Genomic DNA, 18,020 nt, shown 5'->3' on the forward strand with positions numbered 1-18,020 from the left:
TGATACCCGATTCTAATTACTTGATACTAGTTACTCGCTACTTGATACTAAATATGAAAAATTACATTAAAGCAGATGAGTGGAATATTATCGAAGAAGGCTTTGATCCACATTTAAATAAAATTTCGGAAAGTATTTTCAGCTTGGGTAATGGCCGTATGGGCCAGCGCGCCAACTTTGAAGAAACTTATACTGGAGATACTTTACCTGGGAATTACGTTGCAGGTGTTTATTATCCGGATAAAACCCGTGTGGGATGGTGGAAAAACGGGTATCCGGAATATTTTGCAAAAGTATTGAACGCGGCTAACTGGGTAGGTATAGAAGTAAAAATAGATGATGAAATCCTTGATCTGGCAACTGCTGAGGTAAGCGATTTTAAACGTGTGTTGAATATGCATGCCGGATACCTGGAGCGTACCTTCACGGCAAAATTAAAAAGCGGTAAAACCCTAAAAGTTAAATCGACCCGCTTTTGCAGCATTGCTGATGATGAAGTTGGTGCCATCCGTTATAGCATTACGCCATTAAATTTCGATGGTAAATTAACATTAATGCCCTTTATTGATGGCGATGTTAAAAATCAGGACAGTAATTATGACGAAAAATTCTGGGATAAAATTGCAGATGAAATTTCTGGAACAGAAGCTTACATTAAATTAAGAACTAAGAAAACTGAATTTGAGGTTTGTACCGGGAGTAATATTGAACTGTATAAAAATGCGGAGAAATTAGACATCAACCCTGAGGCTGTCCGCAAAGAGAAATTTGTGGGACAAACTTTTTTTCTTGAGGTAAAAGCGAACGAAGAGATCACTTTGGTTAAAATCGCAGCGAATTTATCTTCAGAAAATTACCCGAAAGAATCACTTTTAAAAGAAACAAAATCGGTAATTGCCAAAGCATCTGATAAAGGATTCGATACCTTGTTAAAAGAACAAACTGAAGCCTGGGCGAGCAAGTGGGAAGAAAGCGACATCATTATCGAAGGTGATGTTTCGGCTCAACAGGCTATCCGTTTCAATATTTTTCAGCTTTTTCAAACTTATACAGGTAAAGATGACCGATTGAACATTGGTCCGAAGGGTTTTACGGGCGAAAAATACGGTGGCTCAACCTATTGGGATACAGAAGCTTATTGTGTGCCGTTTTATCTGGCAACTGCTCCACAGGAAGTGAGCAAAAACCTGTTAGTTTATCGCCATAAGCAATTGGGTAAAGCGATTGAAAATGCAGCAAAATTAGGTTTTAAAGACGGTGCAGCATTGTATCCTATGGTAACAATGAACGGTGAGGAATGCCACAACGAATGGGAAATTACCTTTGAAGAAATCCACCGTAATGGCGCCATCGCTTTTGCCATTTTCAATTACATCCGCTATACTGGTGATGAAAGCTACCTGTCTGACTTTGGTTTAGAAGTGTTGATCGGTATTGCCCGTTTCTGGAAACAACGCGTTAACTGGAGCAACGATAAACAGCAATATGTAATGCTTGGGGTAACCGGACCAAACGAATATGAGAACAATGTAAACAACAACTGGTACACCAATATTTTGGCTGCCTGGTGTATGAAATATGCAACCGAAGCTGCCGGAATCGTGAAAACGCAGCAGCCTGAAAAATACAACAGTCTGTTAAAAAGCTTAAATTTCGATCAAAAGGAATTTACCGACTGGGCCGATATCATCGAGAAAATGTATTATCCACACGATGAAAAACTGGGCATTTTCTTGCAACAGGATGGATTTTTAGATAAAGAACAAACTTTGGTGAAAGATCTTCCTGCCAGCGAACGTCCAATTAATCAAAAATGGAGCTGGGACAGGATTTTGCGCTCGTGTTTCATTAAACAGGCCGACGTTTTACAGGGATTATATTTCTTTGAAGAAGATTACGATCTGGATACATTGAAACGCAACTTCGATTTTTATGAGCCACGTACCGTACACGAAAGTTCATTGTCGCCTTGTGTGCACAGTATTTTAGCGGCAAAATTAAATGATGAAGCCCGTGCATACGAATTCTACTTGCGTACCGCCCGTTTAGATCTGGATGATTATAACAACGATACCGAAGATGGTTTACACATCACTTCGATGGCAGGAACCTGGATGAGTGTAGTAGAAGGTTTTGCGGGCATGCGTGTGCGTGATGGTAAATTGCAGTTTAATCCTTTCTTGCCAGGCAAATGGAAATCTTTTTCTTTTACCATCGGCTTTAGAGGGGCTACCTTAAAGATTAATATTACCGAGAACGCTATCAGCATCAAAAACAATGCAGCCATTGATTTAGAAATCGGTATCAGAAACCAGTTTTATAAATTGGCCGGAAATACCGAAATTGAAGTAAATAACGCAACGTTGGTATGATTGTAGAGGTAAAATATAAAATGGAAAACGGATGGAGATTTGCCTCGACTGATCGTCATTGCGAGGAACGAAGCAATCTTAATGCGGTAGCCTATATTGTGGCAATTTTCTTTTTACTTATTTCATCACCATCCTTTGCACAAAAACAGCGTACAAAAATGAACGATAAACAGATCGTTATTTATCAGTTATTGCCCCGCTTATTTGGGAATAAAAACAGCACAAATATACCTTACGGTACCATCGAACAAAATGGTTCAGGTAAGTTTAATGATATTACCGATAAAGCTTTAGATGGTATAAAAGAGCTCAGTGTTAATTATGTTTGGTACACAGGTGCACTTGCCCACGCAAGTTTAACCGATTATGCTGCCTATGGGATTAAACCTGATGATGCCGATGTGGTAAAGGGTAGAGCGGGTTCGCCTTACGCCATCCGCGATTATTACGATGTAGATCCAGATCTGGCTGTTGATGTTAAAAACAGGATGAAGGAGTTTGAAGCACTGGTGAAAAGAACACATGCCAAAAACTTAAAAGTGCTGATCGATTTTGTGCCCAATCACGTAGCCAGAAGTTACCACTCTTATGCAAAACAAAAAAATATAATCGATTTTGGTGTCCAGGATGATGTAACCAAAGCTTTTAGTGCCAGAAACGATTTTTATTATAACCCTGGTCAGCCATTTGCAGTGCCAACAAGTGGTGCAAAGCAAACACCTATTTCTATTTTACAGGATGGTAAGTTTAATGAAAACCCTGCAAAAGCTACCGGTAACAATGTATTTTCTGCACAGCCTAAATATGACGACTGGTATGAAACCATTAAGCTGAATTATGGCGTAGATTATCAGAATGGCGAAAAGCAGTATTTCGATCCCATTCCGCCGGTTTGGCTAAAAATGCGTGATATTTTAACTTATTGGACCAATAAAGGGGTGGATGGTTTTAGGTGTGATATGGCCGAAATGGTGCCTATTGCTTTCTGGAACTGGGTAATTCCACAGGTGAAAAAAGTTAATCCTGATTTAATTTTTCTGGGCGAAGCCTACAATCCAAAAGTGTACAAACAATATTTAGATGAAGGTAAATTCGATTACCTTTATGATAAAGTGGGTTTGTATGATGGACTTAAGAAACTGATCAGAAATGAACCAACTGCAGATGTAGCTGCAATTAAACACGTGTGGCAGGTAGAGAGTGCCGGTTTTGGCAAACACATGTTGCGCTTTTTAGAAAACCACGATGAAGAACGCATTGCATCTGCCGGATTTGCAGGTAAAGCTGAACTGGCTTTACCTGCAATGGTTGTTTCGGCAACACTAGGTGCAGGTCCGGTGATGCTTTATTTCGGTCAGGAAGTTGGCGAACCTGGAAAAGGTCAAGAAGGATTTGGCGGCGACGACAACAGAACAACTATTTTTGATTATTGGGGCGTTCCAAGCCACCAGAAATGGATGAATAATGGCGCTTTTGATGGTAAACAATTAAGTGAAAACGAGCAGAAATTACGCGCTTATTATCAACAGTTATTAAAAGTTACCTCAACGAGTGATGCGATAATTAATGGCGGGATTTATGAGGTGCCGATTATTGGTAATATGAATAACCGCATGTATGCGTTTATCCGTTACTCGGGCAAACAGCGTTTATTGGTAGTGGCCAATTTTGATCGGACAGAAACTTTAACCGCCAATATCGAAATCCCTGATCAGATTTTAAAAGTTAAACATTCATCTCCGGTTACAGACCTGTTAACAAACAGAAAATTAAATATCCCGGGAGGAACAAGCATACCCGTAACCGTTACGCCTGTTAACGCACAGGTGATTGAATTTTAAGATAAAAAAATGAATTAACCGCAAAGAACGCTAAGTGCTTCGCAAAGTAAGCAGAGATCTGATTTCAATTTCCGCTTTGCGGTTAAAAACTAAACCAAATACAATGAGCTTAAAAACAGTATTCGAAAACCCGAAATTAACACTCGTACAGATCATCAACATGAGCGTTGGTTTTTTTGGGATTCAGTTCGGTTGGGATTTACAGCGCGCAAACATGGGCCGTATTTACGAAAACCTTGGCGCCAATCCCGATCAGGTTCCATTATTGTTTTTGGCGGCGCCCTTAACCGGCTTATTGGTACAACCTATTATTGGTTACCTGAGCGACCGTACCTGGCACCCAAAATGGGGTAGAAGAAGACCTTATTTTATGATCGGGGCCATTGTAAGTAGTATTGCATTAATTTTTATGCCACATAGCAGTGTATTGTGGATGGCGGCCGGATTGCTTTGGGTTTTAGATGTTTTTGGAAACATTGCCATGGAACCTTTCCGTGCTTTTGTTACCGATAAATTACCCGATAGCCAGGTTAACCGAGGTTTTATTATGCAGAGTATGATGATCGGTTTAGGAGGAAGTGTAGCATCAGCATTGCCATGGATTATGAACAACGTATTCCACTTAACCAATACTGCAGAGCAGGGGAGTATTCCTGAAAATGTAAAGTTTTCTTTTTATATCGGTGCTTTTTTCTTTTTTGCCGCAGTATTGTGGACGGTTTTTACCACTAAAGAATACCCACCTCAGGATGTAGATTTTAAAGAAAAAGTAAAAGAAAGCAATAAAGGTTTTGGTGGTGGTGCAAGAGAAATTTTTCATGCCTTAAGGAATATGCCTAAAAGAATGCAGATTGTTTCTTTGGTACAGTTTTTTACGTGGCCAGGCTTGTTTTTAATGTGGTTTTATTATACCACAGCCGTTGCCGTGAATGTTTTTGGTGGAAAAGATGCTGCCGATCCAGTTTATGCCCACGGTGCAGATTTTGGAAGTTTAACCCTTGCTTATTATAGCGTTATTACTTTTCTTTTCGCACTAGTGCTGCCAAAAATTGCCGATGCGTTGGGCCGTAAAACCACACATGCCCTTTGTTTGATCTGTGGAGCCATTGGTTTAATCAGCGTAGCCTGGGTGCACGATAAAAATATGCTGTATTTATGCATGACTGGTGTGGGGATTGCCTGGGCCAGTATACTTTCTATGCCCTATGCCATGCTGAGCGGTTCTCTGCCCAAAGATAAAATCGGGATCTACATGGGCATCTTCAACTTTTTTATCGTACTGCCAGAAATTATTGCCTCCTTAGGTTTCGGTTGGCTAATGCGCAATGTATTAAATAACGATAGACTTCTAGCTGTTCAATTGGGTGGTGGATTAATGGTTTTAGCCGCTGTAATCTGCTATTTGTTTATCCGCGAACCTAAGAAAACAGACGAGGTTTTAGCGGCGAAACTCGGGGTAGAAGAAAATAGATCGGTGTAATAAATCCATGGTTTATTCCGTGGTCTGTGTCCCCACAGACCACTAACAACATTTCGGTCTGTGGGGACACAGACCGAGAAGGTAAACTGTACCTGGAATTAATAAAATCCCTAACCAAATGAAAAAAAATATTTACTGCCTTGGTTCGTGTCTGCACGAAACGAAAAAAGCAAAAACCATCCTCTATCTGTTTCTATTGATAGTAGCGTTTAATAGCGCTTGTAAAAAAGCATCTACAGATGTTAGCCTAGAACCAACGCCAACAAATCAAACAGCTGCTTTACCTGCCGGGGCGAGAGATGGCGTGGTATTTATCAACAACGGAACATCGGTGATAGTAACATTATATGCACCAGGTAAAAAATCAGTCTCGCTAATTGGCGAATTTAACGATTGGTCTACCACAACGCTAGCCATGAAAAATACACCAGATGGGAGTTATTGGTGGATTCAGGTAGATAATTTAAACCCCAATACAGAATATGCCTACCAGTTTTATGTAGATGGAAACTTAAAAGTTGCCGATCCTTATTGTGAGAAAATACTCGATCCCGATAATGATAAATACATTACTGCAGCAACGTATCCAAATTTAAAAGCCTATCCAACCGGTAAAACAACAGGGATTGTGAGTGTAATGCAGGCCAATCAGCCAACTTACGCCTGGAAAAACACCAGTTTTTCCCGCCCGGCTAAAGATAACCTGGTCATTTACGAATTGCTCGTCCGCGATTTTACCACCGATCATAACTACGCCTCAACACTGGCTAAACTCGATTATCTGATCGGTTTGGGTATAAACGCAATTGAGTTAATGCCGGTAAACGAATTTGAAGGGAATTTAAGCTGGGGTTATAACCCCTCGTTTTATTTTGCACCCGACAAATATTATGGTACTAAAACAGCTTTGCAGAATTTTATAGATGAATGCCATGGCCATGGCATTGCTGTGATTTTAGATATGGTGTTGAATCATTCTTTCGGCCAATCACCAATGGTGCAATTGTATTTTGATGGCGCTAAGCCAACCAGTGCTAGTCCATGGTTTAATGTTGATGCAAAACATCCATTTAATGTGGGGTATGATTTTAACCATGAAAGTTTGGCTACTAAAAAGTTCTCGAAAGATGTGATGAAATTTTGGATGCAGCAATATAAAATTGATGGTTTCCGTTTCGATCTGTCGAAAGGATTTACACAGAAATCGTCAACTAGTGATGACCAGTTTAGATTGTACGATGCCGGGCGGATTGCAATTTGGAAAGACTATAATGGTTTCATCAAAAGTTTAGATCCTAATTTTTATGTGATTTTGGAGCACTTTGCTGAGGAAGCTGAAGAGAAAGTTTTGGCTGATGAGGGTATGATGCTTTGGAACAACATGAATTACAATATGAACGAAGCAACCATGGGCTGGTTAGATAATTCTAATTTTCAATGGGGTTTTTATGTCAATCATGGGTTTGCAAAGTCAGAGAACTTGGTTGGATATAGCGAAAGTCACGACGAAGAGCGATTAAATTTTAAGAATATTACCTATGGAAATGCTTCAGGTAGTTATGTAATTAAAGGAAATTTATCCACTTCATTAAAAAGAGAAGAATTAATAGCCGCATTTTTATTTAGTATCCCCGGACCAAAAATGATCTGGCAGTTTGGGGAATTGGGCTATGATATCAGCATCGATTTTAATGGAAGAACAGGTGAAAAACCGATTAAATGGGATTATTACGCAGATCCGAACCGTAAAGCTTTGTACGATGCTTACGCTAAATTCATCCGATTGAAAAAAAATAACAGCATTTTTAACTCACCTAACTCAAGCTATAACCTTGCTGGTGGAATCAAATACATTAAGCTAACCGAAGGTGCTAACACTGTTATGGTGGTGGGTAATTTTGATGTGGTGAGCCAGGCAGCTAATATTGATTTTGGTTCATCAGGCACTTGGGTTGATGTGGTTGGAAGCAATATTAATCTTTCATCGAATACTTATACTCAAACTTTAGCGCCTGGAGAATATCACATTTTCAGTAAAACGGTTTTAAAATAATTTCAGTTTCAAACCTCGCAGGTTTAATTCGTATTTCATATTGTTTTTTAACGGCCTCATTGAAGGCTGCGCCGTTTGAAAACCTGCGAGGTTTCTCAATTGGTACCTAATAATCTTGTTGTTTTTAGTTAATATTGCGATAACAACTAACAGGTTAATGAACAGTAAACTAGCGCATCACTTATTATGGGAACGGTTACGGGTTGGCGATAAAGATGCGTTTTTTGACCTCTATACGGCACTTTACTACCCGCTCGTAAATTTCGGGATCAGGGTTTGTGCCGATGCCGATACTTCAAGTGAAGCTACCGACCTTGTTTTTACCACCATTTGGGAGAAACACGAAAGCCTAACCCGTGTTGATAATGTTGAAGCCTATCTGCGTACCTTCCTTAAACGCAAACTGCTCAGAATATTAGAAAGAAAGCGTAAAATTAACGATGCACTTTTTAATGCAGGGGCCGATGGCGATTGGATGGAAATGAGCTACGAAGAGTTTATTGTTAAGGTACAAAGCGACGAACTGGTGCAACATCAGCTCAAAAATGCGCTAGAAAAATTAACCTTCCGTCAAAAACAGTTGATCCATTTGAAATTTTTTGACGGACTAAGCTACGAACAGATTGCCGAGCAGAGCAACCAAACCATAAAAACGGCATATAATACCATCTACGACGCGCTTAAAATCCTAAGGAAAGAATTTAATGCGTAATATTATTTACGAAGTCTAGCCTCGGGTAGAGGAGGAGGGTGACTTCGTAAATCTTTTCGCTCTTCATTTTGACCATAGCGGGAGAAAAAATGGCCTTCCGCTTAAACTTCCAAAGTCATTCTTACCCTTATCCCTTTTAGACTTTTGAAGTTGCCCGCGATGTATCTGCGTTAACGATAGGAGCGGCATCCTTTTGGTGTCATCCTGAGCCCGTAAAGGAAAGCCAAAAGATACAGCGGATAGCGTGTTAAAACGCCTAAAAAATTAATACTTAAAACTTCTGAAGCCTTTCTATCCTCACAGTCTGCCAGTTTGAGATAGTGGATTTTATATTTTGAAAACGAGCATTCCTGTCTCCGTAGGTGCTGTAGTCCCGTTATGCACTCCAATCTTTTTATTGCAAATAAACGTTATAGTTAAATATGGTTTTTAAGCAATAAAAAGGATTTCCGTTACTACCGGGTTTAGGGAACTGGGTGTGTGGTTCTTGGTGTTTAATCCTTCTGCTCCCCTGCAACCTTCAATAGTAATACAGCCTCGGCCACCTAAACCTGATAGGAGCGATATGAAATAAAACGGATAGCAGGACTATCAAACCCAAATGCTTCTGCAATTGCTTTCCAAAAAAAACATAAAAACTGCTTGAACCTTCAGCGAATCAACTCCTTTGTATTTCTTAATCTGCATTCCTGCAAATTAAATTTCTTCGTTATGTCCTCATTCAGGGCACATATTCCGCTATGTTAAAAAAAAGTTAAAATTTTCTTAGGAAAAAGTAAAGCTTTTGGGCACTGATATATAAAAGGCAAATTAGAATGGTTGATAGAAGTAAATTCAATGCAGAAGATTTTCTTGTCGATAGTACTTTTCAGCAGTATTGTGCTGGAACAGATAAGCTTTGCATTGGATATTGGGAGAAGTACATTAATGCCCACCCCGAGCAGGCTGCAGTAATTGCAGAAGCAAAAAAACTTTATGTGATATTGAGCGGGAATAAACGCCCATTAAACAAACAAACAGAAAGCCTGAAGGAAAGTATGTTTCCGGCAGAAAAAGTAGTTAAACTGAACCGTTATTTATGGCTTAAAATAGCTGCGGCATTAGTTTTAGTGCTTGGCTCAGTATTGGTTTATAACACATACTATAAGTATAACAAAACAAAAAATGCTGTAGCGGAGGTTTACACCTTTACCACAAAAAGTGGTGAGCGTAAAAAAATTAAACTTCAGGATGGAACATCTGTATTATTAAACGCAAAAAGTTCTTTATCTGTAACCAAAGGTTTTAACGATCAGTTCAGAGAGGTTACCCTAAGGGGCGAAGCTTTTTTTGATGTGGCTCATGATAAAAATAAACCTTTTAAAGTGCACACAGCCGATTTTAACATCAATGTACTGGGCACCGCTTTTAATGTGAAAGCATATCCCGATGAAACAACTTCAGAAGCAACTTTAATCCGTGGCTTAATTACCATGGAAGCCGTAAATGGAAATGGCGGAACCATTACTTTAAAACCAAGTCAGAAAGTTACTTTTTATAAGAGCGTTGCCCCGCAACAAAAAAGCAAATTGCTTAAACCTACTGCTTTACAGCCCGAAATTACCATTAACCATTACACAAAGATTAAAGACAGCACCATTGTAGAAACCGCCTGGACGCAGAACCGGATCGAAATATACGATCAGGATTTTGATGAGATTAGGAATGTTTTAGAAAAATGGTATAACGTAGAAATCAGATTTACAGATCCTTCAATAGAAAAATACCGCTTTACAGCGACCATAACAAACGAAAGTATCGAACAGGTTTTACAAGCTTTAAAAGACACTGAAAATAATTTTAAATATGAGATAAAAGGAAAACAGGTAACCATCTCGAAATAGAAAGAAAAAAGGACGGTGTTGGAGCACCGCCCTTAACAATTTCTCTTTTGATTAATTAATGGCAGTTTATGCGCAAACAGATTGCTGCCAAGAACTTTATGCAACCAAAAAAACAAAAATATGATTTATTATTACTTACTGCAAGGGCGCCCAAAATATAAAGCGCTTCTAAAATTCATTATGCTAATGAAACTAGCCTGTATTATGGTTTTCATTACCTGTCTTAATGTTTCGGCATCGGTTTTTTCTCAGGAAAAAATTTCTTTGGATGTTAAGAAAACAAAGCTGGCCAGGGTATTACAGATTATTGAGCAGCAAAGCAGTTACCATTTTGTTTACAGCTCTTCTTACGTTCCGGTAAACAAGGATGTAAGCATTACTGTAACCAATACTTTGGTAACAGATGTATTGGCAGCCATTTTAAACAGAACTAACCTGAAATATTCTGTTTCGGATGGTGGCTTGATTGTGATTAGCAAAAATAAAGAAGTCCCGATTTCGGGAACCGTTAAAGATGCCCTTGGAGGGGTTTTACCTGGTGCAAGTGTTAGGGTTAAAGGAACAGGCATTGGTACTTCTACCGATGTGAACGGTAAATTTGCATTAAATGCGCCTGAAAATGCTATTCTGGTAATTTCTTATGCTGGTTTTCAAACCAGGGAAATTGCCATCGGCTCTCAGACCAATATCGATATCGTATTATCAGAAGATACCAAACAACTTACTGATGTGGTGGTTACTGCTTTGGGTATCAAAAAAGAAAGAAGGGCCTTAGGATACTCGGTTACACAAGTTAGTGGTGAAACGCTAACCCAAGCAAGGGAAAATAATGTGGCCAACTCTTTGGTTGGTAAAGTGGCCGGTCTCGATATTAGCTCTACCTCTGGTGGTGCGGGAGCAGCAACCAGTGTAACCATCCGCGGTGTTTCTAGTTTAAGTCAAACTAATCAACCCTTATATGTAATTAATGGAGTGCCGATGGAGAATAAACCGGTGGGTTTAAATAATCTCAATGGCAATGGTAACTCAGGCGGCCAATACGATAATGCTCCAGATTTAGGAGATGCTGTTGGGAACTTAAATCCTGATGATATTGAAAGTATTTCGGTGCTTAAAGGTGCGGCAGCATCGGCGTTGTATGGCTATCGTGCAAAAGCAGGTGTAATTTTAATTACCACAAAAAGTGGAAAGGGAAACAGCATAGAATTTAATAGTAATTATGTAGCAGAACAGGTTATGGACAGAACCAACTGGCAATATGTTTACGGACAAGGAGCCAATGGTGTAAAGCCCGTTGATGCCGCTGCAGCGGCACAGGTGGGTGGTTCCAGCTGGGGAGCAAAATTAGATGGATCTAATGTAATCCAGTTTGATGGTGTTTCCAGACCTTATACTGCACAGAAAAACAACATCGAAGATTTTTACCGTACTGGAGGTACGTGGTCTAATACTCTGGCATTGAACAAAAGTTTTGATGGCGGTACCATCCGCTTATCAGCTAACGATGTTCATAATAATTCGGTTGTTCCAAATTCAGGTTTAAACAGGCAGTCTTTTAATTTTACAGGTACTTTTAGTCCGGTTAAACGCTTAACTATCGATGCCCGCATGAATTACATTCTAGAGCAGGCGAAAAACAGGCCAATGGTTTCTGATGGTGCAGGTAATGCCAATTATAATGTTGCTTTTTTACCAACAAGCGTAAGTGTAAATGATCTTAAGCCATGGAAAGACGCAAATGGCAATGAAATCCAATACAATAAAGGCAATGCTTATGCAACCAATCCTTGGTTCGCTGCAAACGAGTTTGTAAACGATACCAAACGCGACCGTTTAATCAGTTCGTTCAGTGCTAAATATACTTTTGATAGTGGGCTGTTTTTACAGGGGCGTGCCGGACGTGACGCCTATACCGACGGCTATAAAAACGTGGTGCCATCAGGTACCGCTTATTATGCACCCGGTAAAATTGTAGAACAGGCAACTAAGTTTGCCGATGTAAATGTGGATGTTTTAGTAGGCAAACCTTTTAAAATAGATGAAGATTTTGCTGTTACACCGAATGTTGGAGCGAGTTATCGTAGAACAAACGTTAATCAGACAACAAACAGTGGGGCTGATTTTGCAGTTTTCGGTGTTTATAATATTCTAAATGCCAAGAATAAATCTGTGGCATATGTAGCATCCGTAGCCGAAACCCAATCTGTATATGGTACTTTAGAACTTGCCTATAAAGACATTTTTTATTTAACAGGAAGTGGTCGTACCGATTGGTTCTCTACGTTGGCAACACCAGGTAAAGACAATAAATTGAGTGTATTTTACCCGTCGGTTAGTGGCTCATTTGTTTTCTCCGAACTTTGGAAACCATCTTTCTTAACTTTTGGTAAAGTGAGAGCTGGCTACGCAGTTGTTGGTCAGGCAACAGATCCTTATCAAACTTTATTAACTTACAGTTTAAGGAGTGAAGTGTTAAATGGTTTGCCGTTAGGCACTATTTCTAATGTAAATATTCCAAATTTGGCATTAAAAGCATCAAAAGCAACCGAATTGGAAGTTGGTACCGAAATGCGTTTTTTAGGAGATCGCTTGAACCTCGATCTTACCTGGTATAAAAAAACCTCTAAAGATGAAATCACCTTTGTTACTACATCGACATCAACTGGCTATAGTGGAGCCGTTTTAAATTCTGGTAAGATCGAAAACAAAGGTGTTGAATTATTGCTATCTGGACAGGTGTTAAAAAGTAAAGATTTTGTGTGGACATCATCTTTAAACGGATCTTACAACGATAATAAAGTAATTTCTCTTGCTGATGGTGTAACCTCAAACCTTATCGCAACCTCACGCCCTGGTGTTGGCTTTTTACAGAACATACCAGGCAAAGCCGCCTCTCAGGTAATGGCGTACGATTATAAATATGATGCAGCAGGAAAAGTCATGCTTGGTGCAAACGGTGCACCTCAACGTGGCGATCTTGTTGCATACGGCTCTGCTTACAATAAATGGTTTGCCGGTTGGAACAACGAGTTTAATTATAAAGGTGCAACATTATCATTTTTGATTGATGGCAAATGGGGAGGAAAAGTATTCTCTGCTACTGATTATTATGGCTACGTGTTTGGTTTGCATCAAGCTACACTGGAAAATCGTGAGGGTTTGGGCAATACCGCAGCAACTTACTATCAGCTTTCAGCAGATAATGTTTCAAATAAATTTGTACAAGATGCTAGTTTCATAAAGCTCAGACAGATGACCTTAGGTTATAACTTTCCAGCCAAAATGTTCAAGAACAAAATACATGGTTTAAATGTAAGTTTTGTCGGTCGCAATTTATTTATCCTGATGAAAAAGACGGATAACATCGACCCCGAATCCAGTTACAATGCTACTTTTCCAGGATTGGAACTAGGTGGTGTGCCGCCGGTTAGAACATTTGGCGTAAACCTTAGTGTGAAGCTTTAATTTTAAACAGACAGAACAATGAAAACAAACATATTAAAAAAATATAGCCTGTTACTTTGTATCGGCATGTTAATAATCTCTGGTTGCACCAAAGATTTCGAAGATATCAATACCAATCCTTCTGCATATGGGGCAGCTACTTTCGATCCTAATTTTACCTTAACTACCGCTCAGCTTACTTATACTGGGAGCATCGATTTCGCTTATGATACCTGGAGAGGGAATTTGATTTATTCATCTACTATGATGCAGGGGCTTTCTACTGTTGTAAGCTATTGGGCAGGAGATAAGTATCTGCTTAATGAAGGTTATACTGCAGCTTATTGGGGCAGTACGTCTGTTGGTGCTTATGTAGAACAGGTTAAACCTATTGTTGATATTGTTGAATTTACAAAAGGGTCTTCTAAGTATAATAACGTACGCCAGGTTGCACGTTTATGGAAAGCGTTAATTTTTGAGCGTATTACCGATCTGTACGGTGATGTGCCTTATTCAGAAGCAGGACAAGGTTATTATACAGGTAATTTAGCACCTAAATATGATAAGCAACAGGCAATTTATACCGATTTATTAAAAGAGGTAGAAGAAGCAACAAATGCATTGGATGTGAATGGAGATAAAGTTACAGGAGATGCCATTTACAAAGGAGACATCAATAAATGGAAAAGATTCGGTAACACTTTATTATTGCGTATAGCCATGCGTTTAACCAAAGTAGATGAAAATACAGCTAAAGCCTATGCACAAAAGGTAATTGGTAAAACCATGATCAGCAATGACGACAATGCCTTTGTTAAACATGATGTATCAGGCGCAAGGGTTACTCAGAACCGCAACAGTCAGGTATTGGCTGGTGATGGCGGACAAGAAAATTATTATGTGAAGTGGTCACAAAATTTTATTAACAAATTAAAATCAGTAAACGACCCACGTTTAGGAAAAGTTGCCGTTACAGGACTTTTTCTTGATGAAAATACGAAGACACAAAATCCTAATTACAGCGCCGACCCACTTGTTCAAAAAGGAATGCCTAACGGGAAAGATTTAAGTGGTATTGCTGGTAGAGATATTAGGCAAGATGCTTCTTATACAACTTTTCCTGCTTATTCATCACCTAACCCGGCAATGATTAAGAAAGATGGTATTACCTTTATCTTAACTTATACCGAAAGTGAATTGTTATTGGCAGAAGCTGCGCAAAGATGGGCAATTAGTGGATCAGCCGCGGCCCACTATGCTAATGGTTTATCTGCTGGTATCACTTTCTTATCTCAATACGACGCCAGTCTGGCGATATCAAGCACTGTAGCCGATGCCTATGCCATTGCCAATCCGTACATCGCAGCTAATGGTTTGGAAATGATTAATACCCAATATTGGCTACATACATGCACCATGTTGGATTTTTACGAAACATGGTCTAATTGGCGCAGGTCTGGATTCCCGACTTTAACCCCCGTGGTTTATCCTGGAAATGCTACTAACGGAACTATTCCCCGTCGTTTCCCTTATCCAGTAGAGGAAGCAGCTAAAAATGGTGTTAACTACAAGGCCGCTTCCGCAGCTGTACCAGGTGGCGATAACCTTGCAGGTAGAGTTTGGTGGGATAAATAATTTATATCATCCCGGTTTTTTACTAGCCGACATTGCTTATGCAGTGTCGGCTTTTTTATTCCATTGTTTGTTATTGCATTTTCATCAAACGTTTGCGCAAAACTTACTTGAGCGTATAAAGAAGTTTAGTTTATCTTTAACTCATAAGTACATCATCTTCAGTATTAAAACTGTAATGTACTTAACGGAATACGCTAAACGCTAATTATAATAATTCATTATTTATACATGAAAAGCATTCTATTTACTCTCGGTTTCCTTATTGTTACTCAAGGTCTTTTATTCGGTCAAACCGACAGCACGGTTATTCAATCAGTACCTAACATTAAAGAAATAAAGGCTGGCGACAAGAAAATTATTTTTCCAGAAAGCCCAAAAGGTTACTCTCTGGTATTCAAGGGAAGTAATCGCGAACCAATAGTAAATCCATCTGGCGATATTACCAGGCCACTGGTTGCAACAAATGTAAACTTGTATTTCGAACTGATTAGTCAGGTAAGCGATTCGATAAAGTACGATGTATCTAAACAGATCGTTGTCCCAGGGAAATTTTCAGACGGTGGTATTAACCCACAGCCTTTTGTAATCCCCGCTTTACGCGAATGGCATGGTGGTAAAGGCAATTTCTCTTTAACGGCCACCAGTAGAATTGTTTTAAATACAGCGAATGAGAAACAGCTGCAGAACGCTGCCAGCATTTTAAAACAAGAGCTGAAAGATCAGCTAGGTTTCAGCCTGTTAATTGTGAAAGGTAAGGCTAAAAAAGGCGATATTTTTTTATCCTTAGGTGCAACAGATAAAAGCATTGGCGAAGAAGGATACTACTTTAATGCAGATGAACATATTACCATTAGTGCAGTAAAATATCAGGGATTATTCTGGGGAACCAGAACTTTGCTACAGTTACTGGAACAGAAAAATTCCATTCCAAAAGGATTGGCAAGAGATTATCCAGCGTTTAAAGTACGCGGATTTGTGCTCGATGTTGGCCGTAAGTTCTTTAGCCTGCAGTTTTTAAGAGATTATGTGAAATTCATGTCTTACTACAAATTGAACGATTTTCAGATCCACTTAAATGACAATGGCTTTAAAAAATACTTCAATGATAATTGGGCTGATACCTATTCGTCTTTCCGCTTAGAAAATACAACCTACCCGGGGCTGACGGCAAAAGATGGTTCTTATACCAAAAAGGAATTTATGGCGCTACAACAGTTAGCCGATAATTATGCGGTCCGCATTATTCCAGAAATTGATGCACCGGCGCATGCGCTGGCCTTTACCAAGGTAGTCCCCGAAATTGGCAGTAAAGCATATGGTATGGATCACCTCGATCTCCATAATCCACTTAGTTATACGGTTATGGAAAATGTATTTAAAGAATATATTTCTGGTAACACACCAGTGTTTACGGGTAAAGCGGTTCACATTGGTACAGATGAATATGCTAAAAAAGATGCAGAAGTTTTCAGGGCTTTTACCGATCGCATGATTAAATATGTAGAAAGTTTTGGAAAAGATGTTAGGCTGTGGGGAGCATTAACACACGCAAAAGGTACCACTCCTGTAAAAGTAGAAAATGTGGTGATGAATACCTGGTATAACGGTTATGCTAACCCTGTTGAGATGAAGAAACTGGGCTATAAGCAAATCAGTACGCCTGATGGATGGCTATATATTGTACCTGCAGCAGGCTACTATTATGATTACCTGAACATTAAAAATCTTTATAATAAATGGACGCCTTCGATGATCGGAAATGTTCAGTTTACACCTGGTGATCCTACTATATTAGGTGGCTCTTTTGCGGTGTGGAATGATATTGTAGGCAACGGAATTACTGAAAAAGATGTACACGACAGGGTATTCCCTGCTATGCAGGTACTAGCACAAAAGATGTGGGGAGGAAACAATACAACTTTAACGTTCGATGATTTTGACGTTTTGAGCAAGAAGATAGGAGAAGGCCCTTCATTAAACATCAGTGGAAAGCTATCTAAAAATGATGCGCCATTTACAGTCCGGTTTAACTTTGATGAAAAAGACAATCAGATCAAAACTACTGGCGCAACTTATATAGAAGGATATTCAAAGAATGCTTTGTCATTTTCAGGAAAAGATAGTTATGCCAGGTTACCATACGCTGAAATAGGTTATAATTATACGGTTTCTTTTTGGGTAAACCCTGCCAATAACAATTTGGATGGTGCGCTGTTATTCAAATCGCCTAACGCTACCGTGAAATTAAAACAAACAGGTACAGGCAAACTTGGGTTTTCGAGAGAAGGTTATGATATCGATTTTGGATATGCTGTGCCCGATAATAGCTGGACACACGTTGTGATAACCGGAACCAATAAAGGTACTAGCCTTTATGTAAATGGTAAACTTGAAAAACGATTGTACGATAACTGGATCACGTTTACAGATAAAGACAAAACGAAAGTGCGTAAATCGGAAACTTTGTTTTTTCCACTTCAAACTGTTGGTGGATTTAAAGGAAAGTTAGATGAATTACAAGTTTGGAACAAGGTATTGTCAGATGAAGAGATTCTGGCCTTAAAGTAATAAAAAAGAATTAAACAATAACCCGTCTCGAT

At 39.2% G+C, this 18,020-nt stretch carries 9 protein-coding genes; all 9 read left to right on the plus strand.

The genetic code is table 11. The features are described 5' to 3' along the window. The first annotated feature begins 53 nt into the window (after positions 1 to 53). The 9 genes from J7E57_RS03755 (at position 54) to J7E57_RS03795 (ending at position 17,988) form a co-directional block, all read left to right on the plus strand. Positions 54 to 2,372 carry a glycoside hydrolase family 65 protein gene (locus tag J7E57_RS03755; RefSeq protein ID WP_215125267.1) on the plus strand — a complete coding sequence of 773 codons (2,319 nt, stop codon included), beginning with the start codon at positions 54 to 56 and terminating at the stop codon, positions 2,370 to 2,372. Beyond that, on the plus strand, positions 2,369 to 4,213 hold the full coding sequence (locus J7E57_RS03760; protein WP_215125268.1) for an alpha-amylase family protein: 1,845 nt from the start codon (positions 2,369 to 2,371) through the stop codon (positions 4,211 to 4,213). The genes J7E57_RS03755 and J7E57_RS03760 overlap by 4 nt, the downstream gene beginning before the upstream one ends. A gap of 103 nt (positions 4,214 to 4,316) precedes the next feature. Beyond that, positions 4,317 to 5,693: an MFS transporter gene (locus J7E57_RS03765; RefSeq protein ID WP_215125269.1), complete on the plus strand. Its 1,377-nt coding sequence runs from the start codon at positions 4,317 to 4,319 to the stop codon at positions 5,691 to 5,693. Between the two features lie 118 nt (positions 5,694 to 5,811). Then, positions 5,812 to 7,746: an alpha-amylase family glycosyl hydrolase gene (locus J7E57_RS03770; protein ID WP_215125270.1), complete on the plus strand. Its 1,935-nt coding sequence runs from the start codon at positions 5,812 to 5,814 to the stop codon at positions 7,744 to 7,746. Between the two features lie 157 nt (positions 7,747 to 7,903). Further along, positions 7,904 to 8,458, plus strand: coding sequence for an RNA polymerase sigma factor (locus J7E57_RS03775; RefSeq protein ID WP_215125271.1), 555 nt, complete (start codon positions 7,904 to 7,906; stop codon positions 8,456 to 8,458). Between the two features lie 815 nt (positions 8,459 to 9,273). Then, positions 9,274 to 10,341, plus strand: coding sequence for a FecR family protein (locus J7E57_RS03780; RefSeq protein ID WP_215125272.1), 1,068 nt, complete (start codon positions 9,274 to 9,276; stop codon positions 10,339 to 10,341). Between the two features lie 186 nt (positions 10,342 to 10,527). Then, the gene (locus J7E57_RS03785; RefSeq protein WP_251029786.1) at positions 10,528 to 13,806 is read left to right on the plus strand and encodes a SusC/RagA family TonB-linked outer membrane protein; all 3,279 of its coding nucleotides are present in this window, start codon (positions 10,528 to 10,530) and stop codon (positions 13,804 to 13,806) included. An 18-nt stretch (positions 13,807 to 13,824) separates the two neighbouring features. Next, a complete protein-coding gene (locus J7E57_RS03790; protein WP_215125274.1) occupies positions 13,825 to 15,420 on the plus strand; it encodes a SusD/RagB family nutrient-binding outer membrane lipoprotein in 1,596 nt (531 codons plus the stop codon). Positions 15,421 to 15,648: 228 nt separating this feature from the next. Further along, entirely contained in the window at positions 15,649 to 17,988 is a 2,340-nt protein-coding gene (locus J7E57_RS03795; RefSeq protein WP_215125275.1) for a family 20 glycosylhydrolase, read from the plus strand. The last annotated feature ends 32 nt before the right edge of the window (positions 17,989 to 18,020 follow it).

The organism is Pedobacter sp. ISL-64, assembly GCF_018613605.1.
Taxonomy (GTDB): Bacteria; Bacteroidota; Bacteroidia; order Sphingobacteriales; family Sphingobacteriaceae; genus Pedobacter.

What these genes read in the sequence shown, in the direction of transcription:
- J7E57_RS03785 (WP_251029786.1), top strand. Translation starts at nt 10,528, where the DNA reads ATGAAACTAGCCTGTATTATGGTTTTCATTACCTGTCTTAATGTTTCG.
- J7E57_RS03770 (WP_215125270.1), top strand. Translation starts at nt 5,812, where the DNA reads ATGAAAAAAAATATTTACTGCCTTGGTTCGTGTCTGCACGAAACGAAA.
- J7E57_RS03790 (WP_215125274.1), top strand. Translation starts at nt 13,825, where the DNA reads ATGAAAACAAACATATTAAAAAAATATAGCCTGTTACTTTGTATCGGC.
- J7E57_RS03775 (WP_215125271.1), top strand. Translation starts at nt 7,904, where the DNA reads ATGAACAGTAAACTAGCGCATCACTTATTATGGGAACGGTTACGGGTT.
- J7E57_RS03760 (WP_215125268.1), top strand. Translation starts at nt 2,369, where the DNA reads ATGATTGTAGAGGTAAAATATAAAATGGAAAACGGATGGAGATTTGCC.
- J7E57_RS03755 (WP_215125267.1), top strand. Translation starts at nt 54, where the DNA reads ATGAAAAATTACATTAAAGCAGATGAGTGGAATATTATCGAAGAAGGC.
- J7E57_RS03795 (WP_215125275.1), top strand. Translation starts at nt 15,649, where the DNA reads ATGAAAAGCATTCTATTTACTCTCGGTTTCCTTATTGTTACTCAAGGT.
- J7E57_RS03765 (WP_215125269.1), top strand. Translation starts at nt 4,317, where the DNA reads ATGAGCTTAAAAACAGTATTCGAAAACCCGAAATTAACACTCGTACAG.
- J7E57_RS03780 (WP_215125272.1), top strand. Translation starts at nt 9,274, where the DNA reads ATGGTTGATAGAAGTAAATTCAATGCAGAAGATTTTCTTGTCGATAGT.